Genomic DNA, 19,320 nt, shown 5'->3' with positions numbered 1-19,320 from the left:
TTTGACGAAGGGGTTAAGTATGAGCGAACAGCCGCAGGATGTCGCACCAGACGAATCCAGGTTGTTGGTGATCGAGGGGGCAACTAAGGAGTTCCCCGGCGTTCTCGCTTTGGACAACGTCAGCCTCGACCTGAAACACGGCGAGGTGTTGGCCCTAGTGGGCGAGAACGGCGCAGGTAAGTCCACCTTGATGAAGTTGTTGTCCGGAATCTACACCCCGGACAAGGGACGTTTCTTCTTCGAGGGGAAACCGTTTGAACCATCATCCCCGAAGCACGCACAGGAACTGGGCATCTCCATCATCCACCAGGAGTTCAACCTGATGCCCGACCTGACGGTAGCGGAAAACATCTACCTCGGGCGCGAGTTCACATCCCGCGGATACCTCAAGCAACGCGAGCAGAACCGGAAGGCTAAGGAACTGCTGACGCGCCTGGACCTGCCGCTGAACCCGCGCGAGTTGGTTGAGAACCTGTCGGTGGCTGAGCAGCAGATGGTTGAGATCGCCAAGGCGCTCTCTTTCAACTCGCGCATCCTGATCATGGACGAACCCACGGCGGCCCTGAACGAGGCCGAGGTCCAGACCCTGTTCAACCTGATCCGTCGGTTTGTCTCCCCCACGACCGGGGTCATCTATATTTCGCACCGGATGCAGGAGATTCCCGCTATCTCAGATCGCGTCACGGTTCTGCGCGACGGTGCCAACGCCGGCGAGTTGATCTCGGCCACCTGCACCGAGCAGGAAGTCATCCAGCTGATGGTGGGTCGAGAGATCGCTGCCGAACAGCGGGTCCACCACCAGCACGAGGCCGGCGACGTCGTTCTCAAGGTGGAGGGACTCTCGACCGAGGAACTTCTCCAAGATGTCAGCTTCGAAGCCAGGTCAGGCGAGATCCTCGGATTTGCCGGCCTGATGGGAGCCGGGCGGACTGAGATTGCCCGGGCCCTAATCGGTGCCGACCGCCGCTCGGGCGGGACCATCACCCTGCACGGGAAGGTAATCGCACCCCGCACCCCAGCCGATGCGGCCGCTGTCGGGATCGGCTACCTGTCCGAGGACCGCAAGCAACTGGGCATTCTGGTTGAACAGGACGTGAAGGAGAATATCGCCCTTCCTTCACTCCCAGCTTTCGTGAAGTCAGGCGTCGTCAAGCGCAAGCCGATTGCCGATGCCGCCCGCAAATACGTGGACATCCTCCGAATCAAAACCCCGTCCATCAACCAGACGGTCGGGAACCTCTCGGGGGGCAACCAGCAGAAGGTGGGCATTGCCAAGTGGCTCTTGAAGGACTGCGACGTCCTCATTTTCGACGAGCCAACCCGCGGGATCGACGTGGGAGCAAAAGAAGAAATCTACGGGCTCTTGGATGACCTGGCCCGGCAGGGGAAGACGATCATCGTGATCTCCTCAGATCTACCGGAAGTCCTTCGGGTCGCTGACCGGATCGCCGTGATGAACGATGGCCGACTGACCGCGATCATGCCGAACGAGGGCGCTACGCAAGAAAAAATCATGGAACACGCGACTTCAAACGCTAAAAAGGTGGTGGCATAATGTCGACGGCCAAACTCGAGACTTCGATCGACCCGAAGGACAAGAAGACCAGCAGGTGGACCGGTTCACTCCAACAGATGCTGGCGTTAGTCTCGTTGATCATCATTACGGTGGTGTTCTCGTTCATGAGCCCCAACTTCATGACCCTGAGCAACATCACCACCATTCTGATGGCGGCCACGGTGACCGGGATCCTTTCCCTCGGCGTCACCTTCGTGATCGTCACCGGCGGAATCGACCTGTCAGTTGGGACCGCCATGATCTTCTGCGGCGTGATGGCCGGGGTGTTCATGACCTATTGGGGTTGGCCGCTCTGGCTCGGCATTATCGCCACCATCGCGGTCGGCGCTATCGTCGGCTTTCTCAACGGTTTCGCTGTAGCCGTGCTGAACATTCCACCGTTCATTGCCACCCTGGGCATGATGATGATTACGCAGGGCCTGTCCCTGGTCATTTCGGGCACCAAGCCGATCTACTTCAATGACACACCCGGGTTCGCCGACATCATGAACGTGCCGATTATCCCCGGGACTCGCATCCCCCTCGGCGTCCTGATCTTTATCCTGATGATGGTCTTCTCCTGGTTTGTCCTTTCTAAGACGCTGCTTGGACGCTACACCTTTGCAATTGGCTCGAACGAGAAGGCGACCGCCCTCTCCGGGGTCAACGTGACCAAGTGGAAAATCTGGATCTACACCTTCTCCGGTTTGTTTATCGGCCTGGCAGGCATTCTGCAGGCCTCACGCCTAAACTCGGCCCAGCCCTCTGGCGGGATGGGACTTGAGCTACAGGCCATTGCCGCTGTGGTTATCGGCGGCACGTCCCTTAGTGGCGGTAAGGGTTCCATCACCGGAACCGTGATCGGGGCCATGATCATGGCGGTCCTGACCAATGGTCTGCGGATCATCACCGTCCCCCAAGAATGGCAGTCAGTCGCAGTCGGCCTGGTAATCCTCCTGGCGGTCTACCTGGACCAGAGCCGACGCAACAAGGCCAACTAACCAATCAGATTTCCAACCAAATAGGAAACAACTACTAAGGAGTAGTAATGAAACGAACCAAGATCGGCCTCTTTGCCACTGGCTTCGCCGTTGCGGCCATGGCCCTCGCCGGGTGTGGCTCCGGAGGCAGCAACGACAAGCCCGCCTCGGACGACGCCAATCAGAGCGACAGTGCGTCCGAGGGCGGCGGAGAATCAGACTCCGACACCTACATCGCCCTGGTCTCCAAGGGCTTCCAGCACCAGTTCTGGCAGGCAGTGAAGGCTGGCGCCGATCAGGCGGCTGAAGAGTTCGGCGTCACGGTCTCCTTCGAGGGCCCGGACAAGGAAACTGAAGTCGACAAGCAGATTGCCATGCTTGAGACCGCGCTCGCCAAGAACCCGAGTGCAATCGGCCTGGCAGCCCTCGACTCGCAGTCCGCCATTCCCCTCCTGGAGCAGGCACAGGCAGCCGGGATTCCGATTATCGCCTTTGACTCCGGCGTCGAATCCGACATCCCGGTAACCACCGTCGCCACCGACAACCATGCCGCTGCGGCCGAGGCCGCCAAGCAGATGGCTGAGCAGATCAACCACAAGGGCGAGGTCGCCATGGTCGTCCACGACCAGACCTCCGGCTCCGGTCAGGGTCGTCGCGATGGGTTCAAGGACTACATGGAAGAGAACGAGCCTGACATCACGATCGTTGATATCCAGTACGGCAACGGCGACCAGGCCACGTCCGCAGATATCACCAAGGCCATGATTTCCTCCCACCCGAACCTGGCTGGCATCTACGCCTCCAACGAAGGCTCCGCCATCGGCATGGTCCAGGGTTACAAGGAAGCTGGCAAGAAGGCTGGCGACCTGGTCCTGATCGGCTTTGACTCCGGCAAGGCTCAGACCGACGCGATCCGAGAAGGCCTGATGTACGGCGCCGTGACCCAGAACCCGGTCGGCATCGGCTACGAGACGGTCAAGGCCGCCATCGCTGCCATCAACGGTGAGACCCTGGAGAAGACCATTGACCCGGGCTTCTACTTCTACACCAAGGACAACATCGACGACGAGAAGATCGCCGCTGTCCTCTACGAGTAGAGGGTAAGTCCTCAGATTCTGGCCCCGCCTCCTGCTTCGGCAGGGGCGGGGCCTCTGGTTTGTGGCTCATCTTGGTGTTGGATCCATGGGTGATTGCTCCACCAATGTTTGCCCCACCTTTGACCTGGCAAACATGGCCCGGCCGGGGCAGCGCGCCCTGGTCCGGGCAACCTTGGCCAACCGACCGAACAAAGTCACTCCCCCAACGGTTGCCACCATCGCGAGGGGCCTCGACCCAGTCGACCACCTTGGCTCAGCCGGCAAATCTGTCCGCAATCAGATGAACCCCGCAGACAAGTTGAGGCCCCTCGCGTCGGAGGGGCCTCAACTTCTGTTTGTCTAGTTTATGGCAGCTGAATGACCGCCGGACCCGGCCGATCCGGATCCATGGTCAACTCCGTTTCCACCAAGTTCGCCCAAGCAGGTGAGAGGAGCTGTGAACCAGCCGGAACGGGAACAGGTTGATCGGCATCCACAAAAGCCACCATGCGCCCATTCCAGTCTCCGAATCGGATCCAAGTGTCACCCAGTTCCAAGTCCGGCTTCACTTTGGTTGGCTCCAACTCAGCCAGGAGCTCAGCCATCGGCCCTGTCCAACGCCCAATGTTGCGGACGATCTGTTCTTGCCACTCCGGAAGCGTGCCATCGGCTTTTGGCCCAACACCCAACAGCAGGTGTCCTCCACGCGTGACCACATCCACCAGGTGCTTCATGGCGTCGGGTGCCAAAAGCGCATGCTCTGGCCCCTCCATCTGGTTGTATCCAAACGAAAGGCCGAGTCCCCGGCAGTTCTCCCAGGCCTCAGCTGATTCAGAGTCAAGCAGATGCTGGTACTCACTGGTCAGATAGTCGGCATGAGGCACATTCCACCGGTCGTTTACTACGCCATCTGGGTGAGCAGCGTAATACTCTTCAAACACCCGCCCAATTCCATCTGAGCTGAAGTTCTTCCCAGCATCAGGCCACTCAATGTCGTTCCAGAGCACGTCCGGTTGATACCGCTCAATTAGGTCTCGCAGATGGCTGGCAGCATAGCTCGCGTACTCTGCGTCCAACGGCCGCAATCCCTCAAAGTGCCATGACTCATGTGGCCCAATCGGATCGGTGGGACGCACGAACCAATCCAACCCTCCTGAGTAGTACGTGCCAAACCGAACTCCGTGATTCCGGCACGCCTGCGCATAGGCGCCGACCAGATCTCGCTTCGGGCCTCTGCGCACCGTGTTCCGATCGCCAGTTTCAGGCGCATCCCACAGACAAACACCGTCGTGATGCTTGGTAGTGAGAACTAGGTACCCCGCACCGCCTTCGGCCAGGAGGCCCACTAACTGCTCGGGGTCGAAGTTTTCTGCCTTCCACTGATCCAAGAAGTCGTCGTAGGGGGCTCCCCCATACACTTCCTGGTGGTGCTGTTGCGCGGGGCTGCCCGGAATCCGGATGGTGTTGTAGTACCACTCAGCGTACGGATTGTGGGTGTACCACTCGCCCGGGGGGATGGTCCCTAGTTCAGCAATGGGTTCACCCCAGGCCGGCACAGAGTATGGACCCCAATGGATGAAATAGCCCAGCTTGGTCCGGTTGAACCAGTCTGGAAGTGGGTGCTTCAACGCAGCCCAACGCTCCGCTTCCGCTCCGGAAGCCATTTGCTCATTTGCCACCAAAACCTCCAATGTTGATTCCTTTTGCCAGTTGGCGCTGCATCAAAATGACGATCACGAGGCTGGCCAGCACCGCAACCGAACAGGCCGCCATCAGCGGGCCCCAATCGGTCCCTCGTTCGCCTGAGAACATGGACAACCCAAGTTGCAGCGGGGCCTTGCTCGGGTCGGTGATAATAATCAACGGCCAGAGGAAGTTGTTCCAGTAGTCGATGAACGCGAAGGCTCCAACAATTGAAATGGGCCCGCGAAGCAGCGGCACAATCACGTGCCACAGCAACTGAAACTGCGAGGCCCCATCGATTCGGGCTGCTTCCTCATAGTCAGCCGGGAGCGACAGCAGGAACTCCCTGAGCAGGAACGTCCCGAAGGCTCCAAACGCGAAGGGAAGGATCACCGCTGAGTAGGTGTTGATCATCCCCAACTCGTTGGCTCCGATGAAGAGCGGGATCACCAACACTTCCACCGGCAACATCAGGGTTGCCACCAGGATGAAGAACAACACGCTGCGCCCAGGGAACTTCAGTCGCGCGAACGCATAGGCGTTCAACACTGATACGAGGACGGCAATCCCAGCGCCAACCCCGGCGATAAAGAAGGTGTTCAGCAGGATCCGACCAAATGGTATCGACGTAAACACGTTCTGGTAGTTGCTCCAGACGATCGAAGAGCCGAACGGGTCGGCGCCACCCAGCAACACCTCCATGGACGGCTTTAGGGAAGTAAGGAACATCCAGATAAATGGAATGAAGAAGACGAACCCAAAGATGGCTAGGAGGGTCTTGCTAACGACAGTCCCAATTGAGTGCTTGTGGCGGATCGGAACCGGATCGACAGACGCGGTGGAGATACGCGTTTCAGACAGACTAGTTGTCATAGTTCACCCACTTCTTTTGGCCCAAGAACTGCAGGGCGGTGAAGACCATCACGATAACGAAAAGCACCCAGGCCATCGAGGAAGCAAGGCCGAGCTTGTCGTAGGAGAACCCCGAGCGGTAAAGGGAGAGAACCAGCGTGTTGGTTGCATCGCCCGGACCGCCTTTCGTCAACATGTAGGGCTGGGTGAACACTTTGAACCCACCAATTACCGTCATCACGCTGGCGAAAAACAGGGACGGAGAAAGCATCGGGAAGGTGATTCTCCAGAACCGCTTCCATGTGCCGGTCCCATCGAGGCGGGCTGCCTCGATTACTGAAGGGTTGATGTTGTTGAGCCCTGCTGCTAGGACCACAATGTTGTAGCCAACCCCCTGCCAAAGCGACATCATGATCAGGGCCGCCATCGCCCAGCCTCCGGAACCAAGCCAGGATGGGCCCTCGATCCCAATCTTGGCTAGGACTGAGTTCACCACCCCGTTGTCCTGCAGCATCAACCTCCAAATGAGAGCGTTGGCCACCATCGGAGTGACAACAGGAATGAAGAATAGAACCCGAAAAAAAGGTGCCCACGTGGGCAGTGAATGGAGCCACACGGCAATACCGGTGCACAGCACCAAGTTCAGTGCGGTGTAGCCAATGGCAAAGATGGCGGTGTTCAGCAACACCGTGTAGAAGACCGGATCCCCGCCCCCAAGGAGGTGGGTGTAGTTTTCAATGCCAACAAACTCGCGCTCTCCGTACAGGGGCCACTTGTACAGGCTGATCACCAGAGACCCGATCAGCGGGATCACAATAAAGACTAGAAACCCCGCCATCCCAGGGAACAGGTGAAAAAGCGCCAGTATCCGTTCCCGGCGGGTGGAGTTGCCGGCCGGTTTTGCCGGCAATTCCACCTTCGGGACGGCCTTACTTTGAGCCGTCATCGCTATTCCTAGCCAACCGACTTTTCAATGGACTCGAGGATATCCTGAGCAGTGCGATCCCCTCGGGCTCCTTCAGGTGAATACTGCTGGAACTGGGTAACCACCTGATTCCAGGTGGGGGTGGTAACCAGCGGGAGGCCATTGGCCAGGAGCGCTTTCACCACCTCGACATCGGCTTCGGGTTTTCCGGTTGCCCAGGCGTCGAGTGCCGAGTCGATCGAAGGTACGGTCCCCCGGTGCTCACCCACATACCCAACCACCTCAGGAGTGGTCATCTTCATGATGTTGGCGAAGGCAGCTTCCTTGTCCGGGCAGCTTTCGGCAATGCCAAACCCGGAACCTTGGATCAGGCCAATTGAGTCACCGGAGTTTGATGGAGGCACGGCAATCCCGACGTCAAAACTAGCTCCATCTTTGATGGTCGAGTAGAACCACGGCCCGTCGACGATGATCCCAATCTTGCCGGCCAGGAAGTTCTGGCGCGACACCTCATCGTTGTCCGACGGGTTGGGCGCACTTGAGATCCCATCCACCGAAACCATGTCCATGACCTGCTGTACATCCTTGACGAAGTCCGGATTCGTCAGGTCCAGTTCACCCTCTTTCACCGGCGCATGTCCATTGGCGAAGGAGAATGGCAGGTATGGGTAGGTTAGGTCCGGTCCGACCGACGTGCCGTAGACATCCCCGTCAGTCAGCGCTTTGGCATCCGAGATGAACTGCTCGGTGGTGTAGTTGACGCTAGGGTCCTCGAGTCCAGCAGCCTTGAACATGTCCCGGTTGAAGTACATCAGCATGGGCTCAGCATCGTAAGGAATAGCGCGAACTGTCCCATCCACCGTCATCCCCTGCATCATGGCTTGGTTGTACTGACCCAAATCAAGCCCTGCTTCCTTGGCCAGATCGTCAAGAGGTGCCAGGAGGGATCCCAGCTCCTGTGCCCGGGCGGCCTGGGTGGTGAGGATACAAGGTGCATCTGACGCGGCCATTCTCGTCTTTGCCAACGTCCAGTATTCCTGGAAGGTAGGGCCTTCCAACGTGATGGAGAAGTCGGGATCGCCGTTCTCTTGCACCCCGGAGATAAACGTCTCCCACTGCTCGCGGTCCGATTCGTTCGAGACCCAGGTGTACATCTGGTTGGCTCGCTCCGAGCTACCCGATTTGCCGCCCGACGCACCCGATTGGTCTCCCGAGTTGGAGCCACCACAGCCGGCCAGCCCAAGGGCCAAACTGGCCCCAACAATTCCTATTGCTGCTTGCTTGATCTTCATGCTTCTCTCCTTTGATTGCCTTCAGCTAGGTTTCCCTAGCTGGGACGGAATCGGCTTCGATGCCATTCCGTCCGTTCAGACCAGCCCACCGCTTAGACCAGAACCTTTCGCGCCCAGGTTCGCCACTACTGAGATTCCTTGGAACCGCGCGCTTTCTGGTCCAGATCGGCGTTGAATGACTTCTGATCTATTTGTCTGAACATTACGTAGGTTCGGCTTTATTTGTCGTCAACGACAGGATCGAACTCATCTTGTTTACAGCATATTTTCGTGTCCGAGACACTCAATAAACTATCGTCATCAGACACACCCCCCAATGGCGGGCAGACGCACTCGCCACGGACGGATATGTGCATTTATGCAGGTCAATTAGTGGTTGTGCCGGACTCTACCAATGGACACCGCGGGAACGCTCTCAGGCTTTCGGCCGCATCCCAACGGATGTGAACCTCCTTCCTTGGTCAGGAAATCGATTTCTCTGATGTTAGAACTTTTGGCATCACTATGTCAATGGTTTACCCATATACCGACATCATTTTGTTATCTAACCCGACCGACAGAGTCATCTAGCACCAATCCTGGCGGCAACTTGCGGCAACAGGAGCTCTTGGTCGACGCCGCAATCCGACCTTGCCTGAACTCAGCACAATCGGCGAGTTTCGCCCGTACTCACCCCCAATCAACCTTCGATGCGGCTGTTGTCATGACAAATCTGGTGGGTTGTGGCAGCAGATTTTGAGCAGCCGACCAGGTGGTTCTACCTATCCGAAACGGGCTCAGTGCTTAGAGTCGAGGCTTCGCACTTGCCTCTGTCTTGTCTAACATACGGGTACCGCAGCTCAACTCCAGTCAGATATGACTTGGGGCTACGCTGCTCGGGCATCTGTGGGGCTGCCCCTCACCCGCGCCGGGCCATCCTGACGAACATGCCCCAAACGCCCGATCAGCTCTTCATCCGTGCTGTCGATCCGGGATGGCACCAGCAGGCTCCGCCATTCGTATCACCTGCATACTCGGCTAAATACGGGACCGGGGGGCCGGCCAATATCGGGGAATGGAAGAGCGGAAATCAGTCAGTTTGGATGGAAACCACGGTGGAAGCTAGCTGGCCCTAAACACCGCATAAGCGGGACCTTTCGGCGCTATCACGCCAGTGTGTTGGTACCCCGAACAGGATTCGAACCTGCGACCTTTCGCTCCGGAGGCGAACGCTCTATCCACTGAGCTATCGGGGCCAGTAGACTCATCTAGTCTACCAGGGAATGCGACGTCCCTTGAGCGCGCGGGCAGTGCCGGCGATCACCAAAGACTTGAGCGCATCGCCCACCAGGAACGGCACGACCCCCAGGGCCAGGGCCTGTTCCAGCGGCATGGCGAACATCCCCATCATCCAGCCAAGGCCGAAAAGATAGATAATTACGCTGCTTCCCAAGGTTGCCCCCAGGGCGGAGAAGTAACCCCCGTGGCGGGCGCGTTCCATCCAAAGACCCATTAGGCCGGCGGCAGCCACATAGCCCAGCACGTAACCAAAAGAGACAATCATCACGCCGGAACTCCATCCGGCAAAGACCGGGGCTCCGACCATTCCCAGGACCGCGTACAGAGCCGCGGCGGCGACTCCTCGCTTGGATCCAAGGAAGACCCCCAGCAGCATCGCCCCGAGCGTCCCGAGGGACAGTGGGACGGGGGTAAAGGGCAGCGGGATGGTGACTTGCGACAGCAGCGTCAGAGCGGCGACTCCACCCACAACAGCTGCGGCACTACGGACTAGCGAGTTCACTTGAACGCGAGCACGGACTACTGAATTCATCAAAAAAACCTTTCGTTCGGGTTCGCCCACCACTGTAGCAGGTCTTTCAACTCTTGAACTACTTTGGTCAGAGCTCGGCGCGGCTAGTTGAGAAATCGAGAAATGGTGGCGCTAACCTACTCGGACCACTGGCCGCGGACCCGCAGGATCTCGCGCAGCATCGTGGGCCGGTCGGTAACAATCCCGTCCACGCCCCAGTCCAACAGTCGAACCATGGCGGCCGGCTCGTTCACGGTCCAAACGTGCACTGCCAGCCCGGCTGTGTGAGCGGTCGCAATAAACCTGGGATTGACCACCCGGATCCCCCTGGTCTTCTCCGGCACCTGCACGGCGCGGACGGAGCGGCCTGGACCGTCGACTCGCCAGGTCTCAGCCGCGGACACAGTCTCGGCCGCCAGCATCAGTCGGACCACTGCCGCAACCCCGAGCGAGGTGGAGAGTTCCTCTCCTCCCAGCTCACGAATCCGGTTCAGCCGTTTCTCCGAGAAGGAGGCGATCAAAGAGCGACCAAGGGCCCCGGCCTCGGTGAGCGTCTCCAGCAACGGCTCGGCCACCTCGTCGGTCTTGGCATCAATGTTGAAGTACAGGTCCGGAAACTCGGCCAGCGCCTCGTCGAGACGGGGCATGGCTTCCCCGGCGGAGTTTCGCAGCTTGGACAGTTCATCCCAGGTGAAGGAGCTAATCGGGCCGGTCCCGTCGTAGCATCGGTCCACCACCTCGTCATGGCTGAGGACCACGACCCCGTCGGCCGTCAGCTGGGCATCCGTCTCCAGGTAGCGCACCCCGAGGCTCTGGGCCTGGCGAAACGCGCTCAGAGTGTTTTCCGGGGCTTCGTCCGCCCCTCCCCGGTGCGCAAAAATGTGCGGATACGGGTTGGCAGCCACCGGGATCACTGGCACGCCTCCCCCAGATAGACAGCGTCGTGAGCGGCCAGCCACTCAACCGGATCCACCGGCTCGTCGGCGGCCGTTCGCACCTCAAAATGCAGGTGGGGCCCGGTCGACCATCCGGTCGAGCCGACGCCCCCGATTTGCTCACCCGCGGTGACGGCCTGACCCTCAGTTACCAGGATGTTTTCCGCCCACTGGTGCATGTAGTAGGTGTGGTAGATGCCGTCGTCAGTCTCGTGGGTCAACTCAATGTAGTTGCCGGAGCGGTCGTTGTAACCCACCTCGGTGACGATTCCGTCCATGGCGGCATAGATGGGTGTGTCTGACGCGGCGGCCAGGTCGACCCCCTCGTGCTGCAACAACTCCCCCGAGATGGGCGAAACGCGCCAGCTGAACTCGGAAGCCACGGTGAAGGACCCCTCCTGCAGGGGCCAGATCGTGTTTGATCGCTGCAGGACTTGGCGCGCCCCGTCGGCCGACTGATCGGCGGCGACGCACACTTCGATCGGGGTTCGCACTTTGGCGCGCGAGGCGGCGGCCGGGACCGCCAGCAACTCATCTGAGATCGACTCGGCGTTGCCCCAGTCCTCATGCCCCCCGAAGTTCCCCAGCACCTTCTCGGTTCCCGGGTCCTTTTGCGCTGCAGAAGCGAAGCCAACCAGGGGAACGGTGAGCGCAACCACCCCGAGCATTACCTGGGGTTTGCGGGAAGGACGAGCGGGACGGTGAGCAGGAGCGTGCACCTGCCGCCGAGAGGGCAGCGGGCACTGCGGCTGTTCACTTGCTGTCACCAACACTGAATCCTTCCGATTTTGTTGCTAGCCTACCGCCAATCGGGAGCCGCTTTCGGCCCGTGAGAAGATTATCACTAAGCTAGGCGGGCGGACCAATGGTCCGCTGCAGACTGTCTCGAACTTCGCCCACCAGTAGCTCCAGCACGTCCTCCAGGAAGATCAGGCCGAGCAGGTCCTCGCTCTCAGTGTCCAGATCGGGCACGACGGCCGCCATGTGGGTCCCGGACTTTTGCATCTGGCGCAGAACCTCTTCGATCTCCTCGTCGGCTTCCAGCCGGATCAGCGGCCGGATTCGCCATTCGGGGATGACCTGTTCGCGGGTTTCCTCGTCGGCGTAGAGGACGTCCTTCACGTGGACGTACCCGATGATCTGGCCGCCGCGCTCCACCGGGAACCGGGAGTAGCCGGTCTGAGCGACCGCCCGTTCCAACTCGGCCGGCGTGCAGGTGTCCTGGACGGTGGTTAAAGATTCCAACGGGACCATCACCCCGCGGGCCTGTTCGGCCGAGAACTCCAGGGTCCCGGTCAGCAGCCCAAGTTCGTCGGTCAGCTTGCCTTCCTCCTGGGAGATCTGCACGATGTTGGCTACCTCTTCCACCGTGAAGGTGGCAGAAATTTCCGCACTGGGCTCAATGTGGAACCGGCGGAGGAACCAGTTGGCGGTCTTGTCCATCGCTACCACCAGCGGGCGGATCACGTGGCCAATCGTCACCAGCGGAGGCGCCAACCACAGCAGCAGCTTCTGCGGGTTCGCAATCGAAATGTTCTTCGGCACCATTTCACCGAAGACCACGTGCAGGTAGAGAACGATCAGCAGGGCCAGCACGAACGAAATCGCGTGGACCGTGACCGACGAGGCGCCCAGGGCTTCCAGGGGAACGGCCAGCAGGTGAGCCAGGGCCGGCTCGGCAATAACGCCCAGCGAAGTCGACATGACGGTGATCCCCAGCTGGCAAATGGCCAGCATCAGGGACACGTGTTCGAGGGCATAGAGCGCCTGCGCCGATCCGCGCCGCCCCTCGGCGACCAGCGGTTCAATTTGGGAACGTCGGGAGCTGGTGACGGCGAACTCGGCGCCGACAAAGAAAGCGTTGATGGCCAGGAACACTACGGTTAGGCCCAGGCCCCACCACGGGCTCATCGTTTCTCCTCCACCAGCAGCGTGACAATCCGGCGCCGCTCCATCGCTCTAACTTCCAGCGTTACTCCGTTCACTTCCACTCGGTCCCCGACTTCGGGGATCCGATCCAGGTGCGAGATGACCAGCCCCGCCAGGGTTTCGTAGTGGCCATCCTCAGGCAGGTCAATCCCGGTTTGGTCCGCCAGCTCATCAGGCCGAAGGGTCCCGGGAACCCGATAGCGACCCGGGCCCGCGGTCCGGATCCCGAGGCGGCGCCGGTCATGCTCGTCGCTGACCTCGCCCACGATCTCTTCCACCACGTCTTCCAGGGTGACGATGCCCGAGGTGCCGCCGTACTCGTCCACGACGACCGCCATCTGCATCCCCTCGTCGCGCAGTTGGACCAGGAGCGGAGCCAACCGCATGGTTTCGGGAACCAGCGGCGGAGGAATCGACAGGGAGGAGGACATCACGGGGACTTCGCCTCGGCGCTCGTAGGGCACCGCAATCGCCCGGCGCAGGTTCACCAGCCCGACCACGTCATCGCTGGTGGAGCCGATGATCGGGAAGCGGGAGTGGCCGCTGGCACGGGCCGCCTCTACCACGTCGGCGGCGGTCGACTCTTCGGTCAGGGTGGTCATCCGCCCCCGGTCGGTCATCACGTCCTGCGCGGTCAGACCCTCCATGGTGATGGATTTGGTCAGCAGGTCCGCGGTCCCCTCGTCCAGGGTTCCAAGCTCGGCCGAGTGGCGCACTAGCGCTTCCAGCTCAGCCGCCGAGCGCGCCGAGGAAATCTCTTCCTGGGGCTCAATCCCGAACCGGTGCAGAATGAAGTTGGCCGATCCGTTCAACATGGTGATCACCGGCTTGAACAGCCAGGTGAACCCCAACTGCAGGGGGGCGACCAGCGAGGCGGTCTTGAGCGGGTCCGCCAGCGCCATGTTCTTGGGCACCAGCTCGCCAAACAGCATCGAGAAACCGTTGACGAGGAGGGCGGCCACCAGCCCGGCCACCAGGCCGGCGACGGCCCAGCCCCACCCACCCATCCACTCGGTGAGGAGGTCGGCCAATGCCACCTGGGTGGTGTAGCCCAGCAAAATGGTGGTCAGGGTAATCCCAACCTGGGCGCCCGAGAGCTGGGTGGAGAGGGTGCGGAGGCCTTTGAGCACCAGGTTGATCCGCGCACCCCCGGTTTCCGCCTTTTGAGCGACGGAAGCCTGGTCCAGCGCGACGAACGAGAACTCTGCGGCGACGAAAACTGCTGTGCCAAACGTGAGCACGATGCCCAGCAGGATCAATAACACATCTACTAACATGTGCGGGTGTAACTGTCACTGTCCATGATTTGTCAATCATAGCTGGTCAAGTCCTGGCCGTCAGAACAGTGCGAGGAAGATCAACAAATCGTCTTGGTTGATTACCCGTTTGGTCTGCACTTCCTCAAGGGTTAGTTGATTATCTTCACATCGAGACATTGGTCCTCAAACCGGCATAGACTAGGGGAAACACACCACGTTGCAAGGGGGCTTCTTTGACTACCAACATCGAGTCGGAACACAGTGACTGGGGTCCGAATGAATGGTACGTCGCACAGATGTATGAGGCGTTTATCGCCTCACCAGATTCGGTCAGTCCGGCCTGGCGGGAGTTCTTCACTCGAAAGCCAGAAGAGGGAGTGAACGCGGTGGCCCATCAGGGAACCGAGGCGCTCCTTAGCGAGTCCACGGTTTCGGCTGAGGAGGCCTTCGCCGGCGAAGAGACAAATGTGGTCTCGGTCGCCCGCTCCGACCTGCCACCCGCCCCGCCCACCGCCGTCAGCGAGGCGACCTCGCCTTACACTCGCACCCACGGCCAGTCCTCCCCGGCCGCGCGACGCGGTCAGGCGGCCCCCGAGCAGGCAGTGGCCCGCCTCAAGGGGTCGGCCCGCGCGGTGGTGAAGAACATGGAGGCCTCTCTGGCCGTCCCCACCGCCACCTCGGCCCGCCAGATTCCCGCCAAGCTGCTGATCGAAAACCGGGCCGTGATCAACGCCCACCTGGAGCGCACCGTTGGGGGCAAGGTCTCCTTCACCCACCTGATTGGGTACGCGCTGGTGGAGGCGCTGGTGGAGATGCCGTCCATGAACGTGCGCTACCTGGAGCAGGACGGCAAACCCTCGATTGAGAACTTCGCCCACGTGGGCCTCGGCCTGGCCATCGATGTGCCTCGCGCTGACGGCTCCCGTTCCCTGCTGGTACCGGTGGTGAAAGAGGCCGACACCCTGACGTTCCTGCAGTTCCGCGATGCCTGCAACGACCTGATTGTGCGGGCCCGCGACGGTCAGCTGAGCGCCGCCGACTTCCAGGGGGCCTCGGTCTCCCTGACCAACCCCGGCACGATCGGAACCACCCACTCGGTGCCGCGGCTGATGCCCGGCCAGGGGGTCATCATCGGCGTTGGCGCCACCGACTACCCGGCCGAGTGGGCGGGCCTCCCGCTGGAGCGCCTCGCCCAAATCGGGGTCGGGAAAATCATGTACGTCACCTCCACCTACGACCACCGGGTGATCCAGGGCGCCGGTTCGGGTGAGTTCCTCCGCCTCGTCCACCGCAAACTGACCGGGGAGGACGGCTTCTACGACCGCGTCTTCTCCTCGCTGAAAGTGCCCTACCCGCCCTACCGGTGGGAGCGCGACGTCGTCTACGACGCGGAGCGCGACAAGGGCAAGCCGGCCCGGATTGTCGAGCTGATCCACGCCTACCGCTCCCGCGGCCACCTGGCCGCCGACACCGATCCGCTCGCCTACCGCGTGCGCCACCACCCGGACCTGGAGCTGTCCCGCTACGGGCTGAACGTCTGGGACCTGGACCGGGTCTTCCCCACCGGCGGATTCGGCGGGACGAACCAGATGATGCTGCGGGACCTGCTGCGACAACTGCGCGACACCTACACCCGCAGCGTCGGGATCGAGTACATGCACATCCAGGACCCCGCCCAGCGGCTGTGGGTGCAAAAGGAAGTGGAGCAGCCCTACCAGAAACCCTCGCGAGAGGAGCAGCACCAGATTCTGGAGACGCTGATTCATGCCGAAGCGTTCGAGGAGTTCCTCCAAACCAAGTTCGTCGGCCAGAAACGCTTCTCCCTGGAGGGGGGCGAGTCGCTGATTCCGCTCCTGGATGCGGTCCTGAACTCCGCGGCCCGCTCCGGCCTAAACGAGGTGGCTATCGGCATGGCCCACCGCGGCCGGCTGAACGTGCTGTCCAACATCGCTGGAAAGTCGTTTGCGCAGATCTTCTCGGAGTTCGAAGGGCAAAAACACAAGGACCAGTACGGCTCGGGCGACGTCAAGTACCACCTGGGAACCGAGGGTGTTTACTCGGCTGACGACGGGGTGGCAACCAACGTCTACCTGGCGGCCAACCCCTCGCACTTGGAGGCGGCCAACGGCGTTCTGGAAGGGGTGGTGCGCGGCAAGCAGGACGAGCTGGGCGACCCCTCGTTCCCGGTCCTCCCCCTCCTGATCCACGGCGACGCGGCCTTCATTGGCCAGGGCGTCGTCTCGGAGATCTTCAACATGAGTCAGGTGGACGGGTTCCGCACCGGCGGCACCCTGCACGTGATCGTCAACAACCAGATTGGATTCACCACCGGTCCCACGGCCGGCCGCTCCACCCGCTACCCCACCGACCTGGCTAAGGGCATGCAGCTGCCCATCTTCCACGTAAACGCGGACGACCCCGAGACGGTGGTGCGGATGGCCCGACTGGCCTTCAAGTATCGGGAAGAGTTCCACAAGGACGTCCTGATCGACCTGGTCTGCTACCGTCGGCGCGGCCACAACGAGGGGGACGACCCCTCGATGACCCAGCCGGTGATGTACAAGCTGATCGATTCCATTCCTTCCACCCGCGAGGTTTACACCCGCAACCTGGTTGGACGCGGTGACATCACCCTGGAAGAGGCGACCGAGTACCACCGCCAGTACGAGAATCAGCTCTCCTCGATCCTGGAGGAGACCCGCGAACACGGCTGGGAGCCCGAGGCGAACGAACGTCACGGCCTGGAAGTCCCCACCGCGCAGCTGCCCGGACACGGGATGATGATCGGCTGGTCTTCGGCTGCCCCCGCCGAACAGTTGGAGCGGGTCGGCGAAGTTCAGGTGGCGTTCCCCGCCGGGTTTGAGCCGCACAAGAAGATTCGCCAGCTGGGAGAAAAGCGCCTGGCCATGGCTCGCGGGGAAGTGCCGGTGGACTGGGGCTTTGCCGAACTGATGGCCCTCGGCACTCTGCTGATGGACGGAACCCCGGTGCGCCTGACCGGTCAGGATGCTCGCCGGGCCACCTTTGTTCAGCGGCAAGCCACCCTGCACGACCAGAACGACGGCCGCGAGTTCACCCCGCTGAACTTCCTGGTGGAAGACCAAGCTCCCTTCTACATCTACGATTCCACCCTGTCCGAATACGCCCCGCTGGCGTTCGAATACGGGTACTCAATTGAGCGCCCCGACACTCTGGTGCTGTGGGAGGCCCAGTTCGGCGACTTCGCCAACGGCGCCCAGACGGTGATCGACGAGTTCATCTCCTCGGCGGAACAGAAGTGGGGCCAGCAATCATCCCTGGTGATGCTGCTGCCGCACGGGTACGAGGGGCAGGGCCCCGACCACTCGTCGGCCCGGATCGAGCGCTACCTGCAGTTGGCCGCCGAAGACAACCTGCGGATCTGCCAGCCCTCGACCCCCGCCAACCACTTCCACCTGCTGCGCCGACAGGCCTACCTGCGCCCGCGCAAACCCCTGATCGAGTTCACCCCGAAGCAGCTTCTGCGCCTGTCCGCGGCAACTTCAAGCCTGTCCGAGTTCACCAGCGGCGAGTTCCAGCCGGTGCTGGGGGATCGGGAGTTTGACGGTCCGAACGTGCGTAAGGTGCTGCTCTGCTCCGGCCGGATCTACTACGACCTGGCCAAAGAGCGGGCCAAGCAGGGGCGGACCGACATTGCGATTGTGCGCCTGGAGCAGCTGTACCCGCTCCCGCTGGTCGAGCTGACTGCCGCCCTGACCAACCTGGGTCACGCCGACCTGGTCTGGGTTCAGGACGAGCCGCAGAATCAGGGGCCCTGGCCGTTCCTGGCTCTGAACCTGTTCCCGGAGCTGAAGCGCAAGGTGTCCGTCGTTTCGCGGGCAGCCGCCAGCGCCCCCGCCACCGGGCTCGGCTGGAAGCACCGGCAGGAGATCGAAGAAATCCTGGCCGAGGCCTTCGCCTGACCGTCGCCCCAGCGGCAAAAAAGGTCCCCCTGCCAGCTGGCGGGGGGACCTTTTTTAGCTGTGTTAGCTGTTGGGGCGCTTACCGTGATTAGCGGCCTTCTTGCGGCGATCCCGACGCTTGCGTCCACGCTTGCTCATCGCGTTCTCCTCCCAGGTTCAGGTCAACCCTTCTATCTTTGCATACCGCCACCGCGGCCCGAGCGAGATCTCAAACACGTTTTCCGTTCGGCCCAGTCAGGTTCCCCGTCAGTGGGGCCGGGGCGGGTCCAATCGAACCAGGGTCTGCCGGTGGATTGACACCAGGATTCGGGCCCGCAGGTGGGGCGGGGTGCTCACCAGTCGCTGGTGCAGCCGCTCCTTAATTAGGGACCGCAGGTGCAGTTCGGCCGCCTGCAGGTCTGCGCACCCGGGGCAGTCGCCCACGTGGCCCGCCAGGACACCCGCTTCGTCCTCCCCTAACTCCTGGTCCAGCAGCGCGTCCAGCAGCTCTTGAAACTGTTTGCAGCTTATCCCGTCACTCATATCCCAATCCCATATTCGGCAGCTACTTCCATCAACGCACTGCGCAGCATTTTTCTTCCCCGGTGGATGCGGCTCATGACCGTGCCCGGAGGAATCTCCAGCATCTCGGCGATCTCCCGGTAAGAGAACCCCTCCACGTCCGCCAGGTACACGGGCAGGCGGAAGGTCTCCGGCAGGTTGTCGACCGCGGCCCGGGCCTGCTCCTCGGTGAGGGCCGCAATCGCCTCGGCCTCAGCCGAACGCCCATCGGTGGTCCCGGACTCCTCCAGCTCATCCTGGGCTGGCTCCCGCTGAACTTTGCGGTAGCGCGAAATGTACAGGTTCGTCAGGATCCGGTAGAGCCAAGCCTTAATGTTGGTCCCCGGCGTGTACTGGTCAAACCGGTCGTAGGCCCGCAGGAACGTCTCCTGAACCAGGTCCTCCGCGTCGGTTGGGTTTCGCGTCAACCCCAGGGCCGCGCCGTACATTTGGTCCAGCAGCGGCAGTGCTTCCTCAGCAAAAACTGCTTCCTGCGTCAAAATCTTGTCGCGCTCGGAGCCGGGTCCGGCCTCAAGCAGCGGAGGCGTATCGAGGGGCTCCATC

16 protein-coding genes and 1 tRNA gene are annotated in these 19,320 nt (G+C 61.2%); 4 read left to right on the top strand and 13 right to left on the bottom strand.

Annotated features, from left to right (window positions below):
* Positions 1-19 precede the first annotated feature (19 nt).
* Genes SAC06_RS02805 through SAC06_RS02795 form a run of 3 tightly spaced genes read left to right on the top strand, consistent with a single transcriptional unit; the run spans position 20 to position 3,632 of the window.
* Positions 20-1,555 (top strand): sugar ABC transporter ATP-binding protein, encoded by a 1,536-nt coding sequence (locus SAC06_RS02805; protein ID WP_350258697.1) that lies wholly within the window; start codon positions 20-22, stop codon positions 1,553-1,555.
* Positions 1,555-2,556, top strand: coding sequence for an ABC transporter permease (locus SAC06_RS02800; RefSeq protein ID WP_350258696.1), 1,002 nt, complete (start codon positions 1,555-1,557; stop codon positions 2,554-2,556). Before SAC06_RS02805 ends, SAC06_RS02800 begins: the two co-directional genes overlap by 1 nt.
* A 47-nt stretch (positions 2,557-2,603) precedes the next feature.
* Positions 2,604-3,632, top strand: coding sequence for an ABC transporter substrate-binding protein (locus SAC06_RS02795; RefSeq protein WP_350258695.1), 1,029 nt, complete (start codon positions 2,604-2,606; stop codon positions 3,630-3,632).
* 344 nt (positions 3,633-3,976) lie between these two features.
* Here the strand turns inward: SAC06_RS02795 and SAC06_RS02790 are convergent, their stop codons facing one another.
* From SAC06_RS02790 to SAC06_RS02745, 10 genes are all read right to left on the bottom strand, one after another.
* The gene (locus SAC06_RS02790; protein WP_350258694.1) at positions 3,977-5,290 is read right to left on the bottom strand and encodes an alpha-L-fucosidase; all 1,314 of its coding nucleotides are present in this window, start codon (positions 5,288-5,290) and stop codon (positions 3,977-3,979) included.
* Positions 5,280-6,167, bottom strand: coding sequence for a carbohydrate ABC transporter permease (locus SAC06_RS02785; protein ID WP_350258693.1), 888 nt, complete (start codon positions 6,165-6,167; stop codon positions 5,280-5,282). Before SAC06_RS02785 ends, SAC06_RS02790 begins: the two co-directional genes overlap by 11 nt.
* Positions 6,157-7,092 (bottom strand): sugar ABC transporter permease, encoded by a 936-nt coding sequence (locus tag SAC06_RS02780; protein WP_350258692.1) that lies wholly within the window; start codon positions 7,090-7,092, stop codon positions 6,157-6,159. Before SAC06_RS02780 ends, SAC06_RS02785 begins: the two co-directional genes overlap by 11 nt.
* 8 nt (positions 7,093-7,100) lie before the next feature.
* Positions 7,101-8,363: an ABC transporter substrate-binding protein gene (locus SAC06_RS02775; RefSeq protein ID WP_350258691.1), complete on the bottom strand. Its 1,263-nt coding sequence runs from the start codon at positions 8,361-8,363 to the stop codon at positions 7,101-7,103.
* Between the two features lie 1,159 nt (positions 8,364-9,522).
* Positions 9,523-9,598 (bottom strand) — tRNA-Arg (locus SAC06_RS02770).
* 17 nt (positions 9,599-9,615) lie between these two features.
* Complete coding sequence (locus tag SAC06_RS02765) at positions 9,616-10,173, bottom strand: biotin transporter BioY (RefSeq protein ID WP_350258690.1); 558 nt, start codon at positions 10,171-10,173, stop codon at positions 9,616-9,618.
* A gap of 116 nt (positions 10,174-10,289) precedes the next feature.
* Positions 10,290-11,072, bottom strand: a complete 783-nt coding sequence (locus SAC06_RS02760) for a glycerophosphodiester phosphodiesterase (protein WP_350258689.1) — start codon at positions 11,070-11,072, stop codon at positions 10,290-10,292.
* A complete protein-coding gene (locus SAC06_RS02755; RefSeq protein ID WP_350258688.1) occupies positions 11,063-11,854 on the bottom strand; it encodes a M23 family metallopeptidase in 792 nt (263 codons plus the stop codon). Before SAC06_RS02755 ends, SAC06_RS02760 begins: the two co-directional genes overlap by 10 nt.
* Before the next feature lie 82 nt (positions 11,855-11,936).
* On the bottom strand, positions 11,937-12,998 hold the full coding sequence (locus tag SAC06_RS02750) for a hemolysin family protein (protein ID WP_350258687.1): 1,062 nt from the start codon (positions 12,996-12,998) through the stop codon (positions 11,937-11,939).
* Complete coding sequence (locus SAC06_RS02745) at positions 12,995-14,293, bottom strand: hemolysin family protein (protein ID WP_350258686.1); 1,299 nt, start codon at positions 14,291-14,293, stop codon at positions 12,995-12,997. Before SAC06_RS02745 ends, SAC06_RS02750 begins: the two co-directional genes overlap by 4 nt.
* A gap of 215 nt (positions 14,294-14,508) precedes the next feature.
* On the opposite strand from SAC06_RS02745, the gene SAC06_RS02740 reads away from it, so the two are divergent.
* Positions 14,509-18,216, top strand: coding sequence for a multifunctional oxoglutarate decarboxylase/oxoglutarate dehydrogenase thiamine pyrophosphate-binding subunit/dihydrolipoyllysine-residue succinyltransferase subunit (locus tag SAC06_RS02740; protein ID WP_350258685.1), 3,708 nt, complete (start codon positions 14,509-14,511; stop codon positions 18,214-18,216).
* Between the two features lie 63 nt (positions 18,217-18,279).
* Here SAC06_RS02740 and SAC06_RS10190 read toward each other — a convergent pair whose 3' ends face one another.
* The 3 genes from SAC06_RS10190 to SAC06_RS02730 form a co-directional block, all read right to left on the bottom strand.
* Positions 18,280-18,354, bottom strand: coding sequence for a 50S ribosomal protein bL37 (locus tag SAC06_RS10190; protein WP_099331890.1), 75 nt, complete (start codon positions 18,352-18,354; stop codon positions 18,280-18,282).
* 108 nt (positions 18,355-18,462) lie between these two features.
* Positions 18,463-18,738 carry an anti-sigma factor family protein gene (locus tag SAC06_RS02735; RefSeq protein ID WP_350258684.1) on the bottom strand — a complete coding sequence of 92 codons (276 nt, stop codon included), beginning with the start codon at positions 18,736-18,738 and terminating at the stop codon, positions 18,463-18,465.
* The gene (locus tag SAC06_RS02730; RefSeq protein ID WP_350258683.1) at positions 18,735-19,319 is read right to left on the bottom strand and encodes a sigma-70 family RNA polymerase sigma factor; all 585 of its coding nucleotides are present in this window, start codon (positions 19,317-19,319) and stop codon (positions 18,735-18,737) included. The genes SAC06_RS02735 and SAC06_RS02730 overlap by 4 nt, the downstream gene beginning before the upstream one ends.
* Position 19,320 lies beyond the last annotated feature (1 nt).

This window comes from Scrofimicrobium sp. R131, from assembly GCF_040256745.1.
GTDB classification, from domain to species: Bacteria; Actinomycetota; Actinomycetes; order Actinomycetales; family Actinomycetaceae; genus Scrofimicrobium; species Scrofimicrobium appendicitidis.
Note: the sequence above shows the minus strand (reverse complement) of the source record. Positions and strands in the feature narration are given on the sequence as shown.

Excerpts from the sequence above, each read along its gene's own strand:
- SAC06_RS02735 (WP_350258684.1), bottom strand. The coding sequence starts at position 18,738 with ATGAGTGACGGGATAAGCTGCAAACAGTTTCAAGAGCTGCTGGACGCG.
- SAC06_RS02795 (WP_350258695.1), top strand. The coding sequence starts at position 2,604 with ATGAAACGAACCAAGATCGGCCTCTTTGCCACTGGCTTCGCCGTTGCG.
- SAC06_RS02765 (WP_350258690.1), bottom strand. The coding sequence starts at position 10,173 with ATGAATTCAGTAGTCCGTGCTCGCGTTCAAGTGAACTCGCTAGTCCGT.
- SAC06_RS02780 (WP_350258692.1), bottom strand. The coding sequence starts at position 7,092 with ATGACGGCTCAAAGTAAGGCCGTCCCGAAGGTGGAATTGCCGGCAAAA.
- SAC06_RS02805 (WP_350258697.1), top strand. The coding sequence starts at position 20 with ATGAGCGAACAGCCGCAGGATGTCGCACCAGACGAATCCAGGTTGTTG.
- SAC06_RS02730 (WP_350258683.1), bottom strand. The coding sequence starts at position 19,319 with ATGGAGCCCCTCGATACGCCTCCGCTGCTTGAGGCCGGACCCGGCTCC.
- SAC06_RS02785 (WP_350258693.1), bottom strand. The coding sequence starts at position 6,167 with ATGACAACTAGTCTGTCTGAAACGCGTATCTCCACCGCGTCTGTCGAT.
- SAC06_RS02800 (WP_350258696.1), top strand. The coding sequence starts at position 1,555 with ATGTCGACGGCCAAACTCGAGACTTCGATCGACCCGAAGGACAAGAAG.
- SAC06_RS02775 (WP_350258691.1), bottom strand. The coding sequence starts at position 8,363 with ATGAAGATCAAGCAAGCAGCAATAGGAATTGTTGGGGCCAGTTTGGCC.
- SAC06_RS02745 (WP_350258686.1), bottom strand. The coding sequence starts at position 14,293 with ATGTTAGTAGATGTGTTATTGATCCTGCTGGGCATCGTGCTCACGTTT.
- SAC06_RS02750 (WP_350258687.1), bottom strand. The coding sequence starts at position 12,998 with ATGAGCCCGTGGTGGGGCCTGGGCCTAACCGTAGTGTTCCTGGCCATC.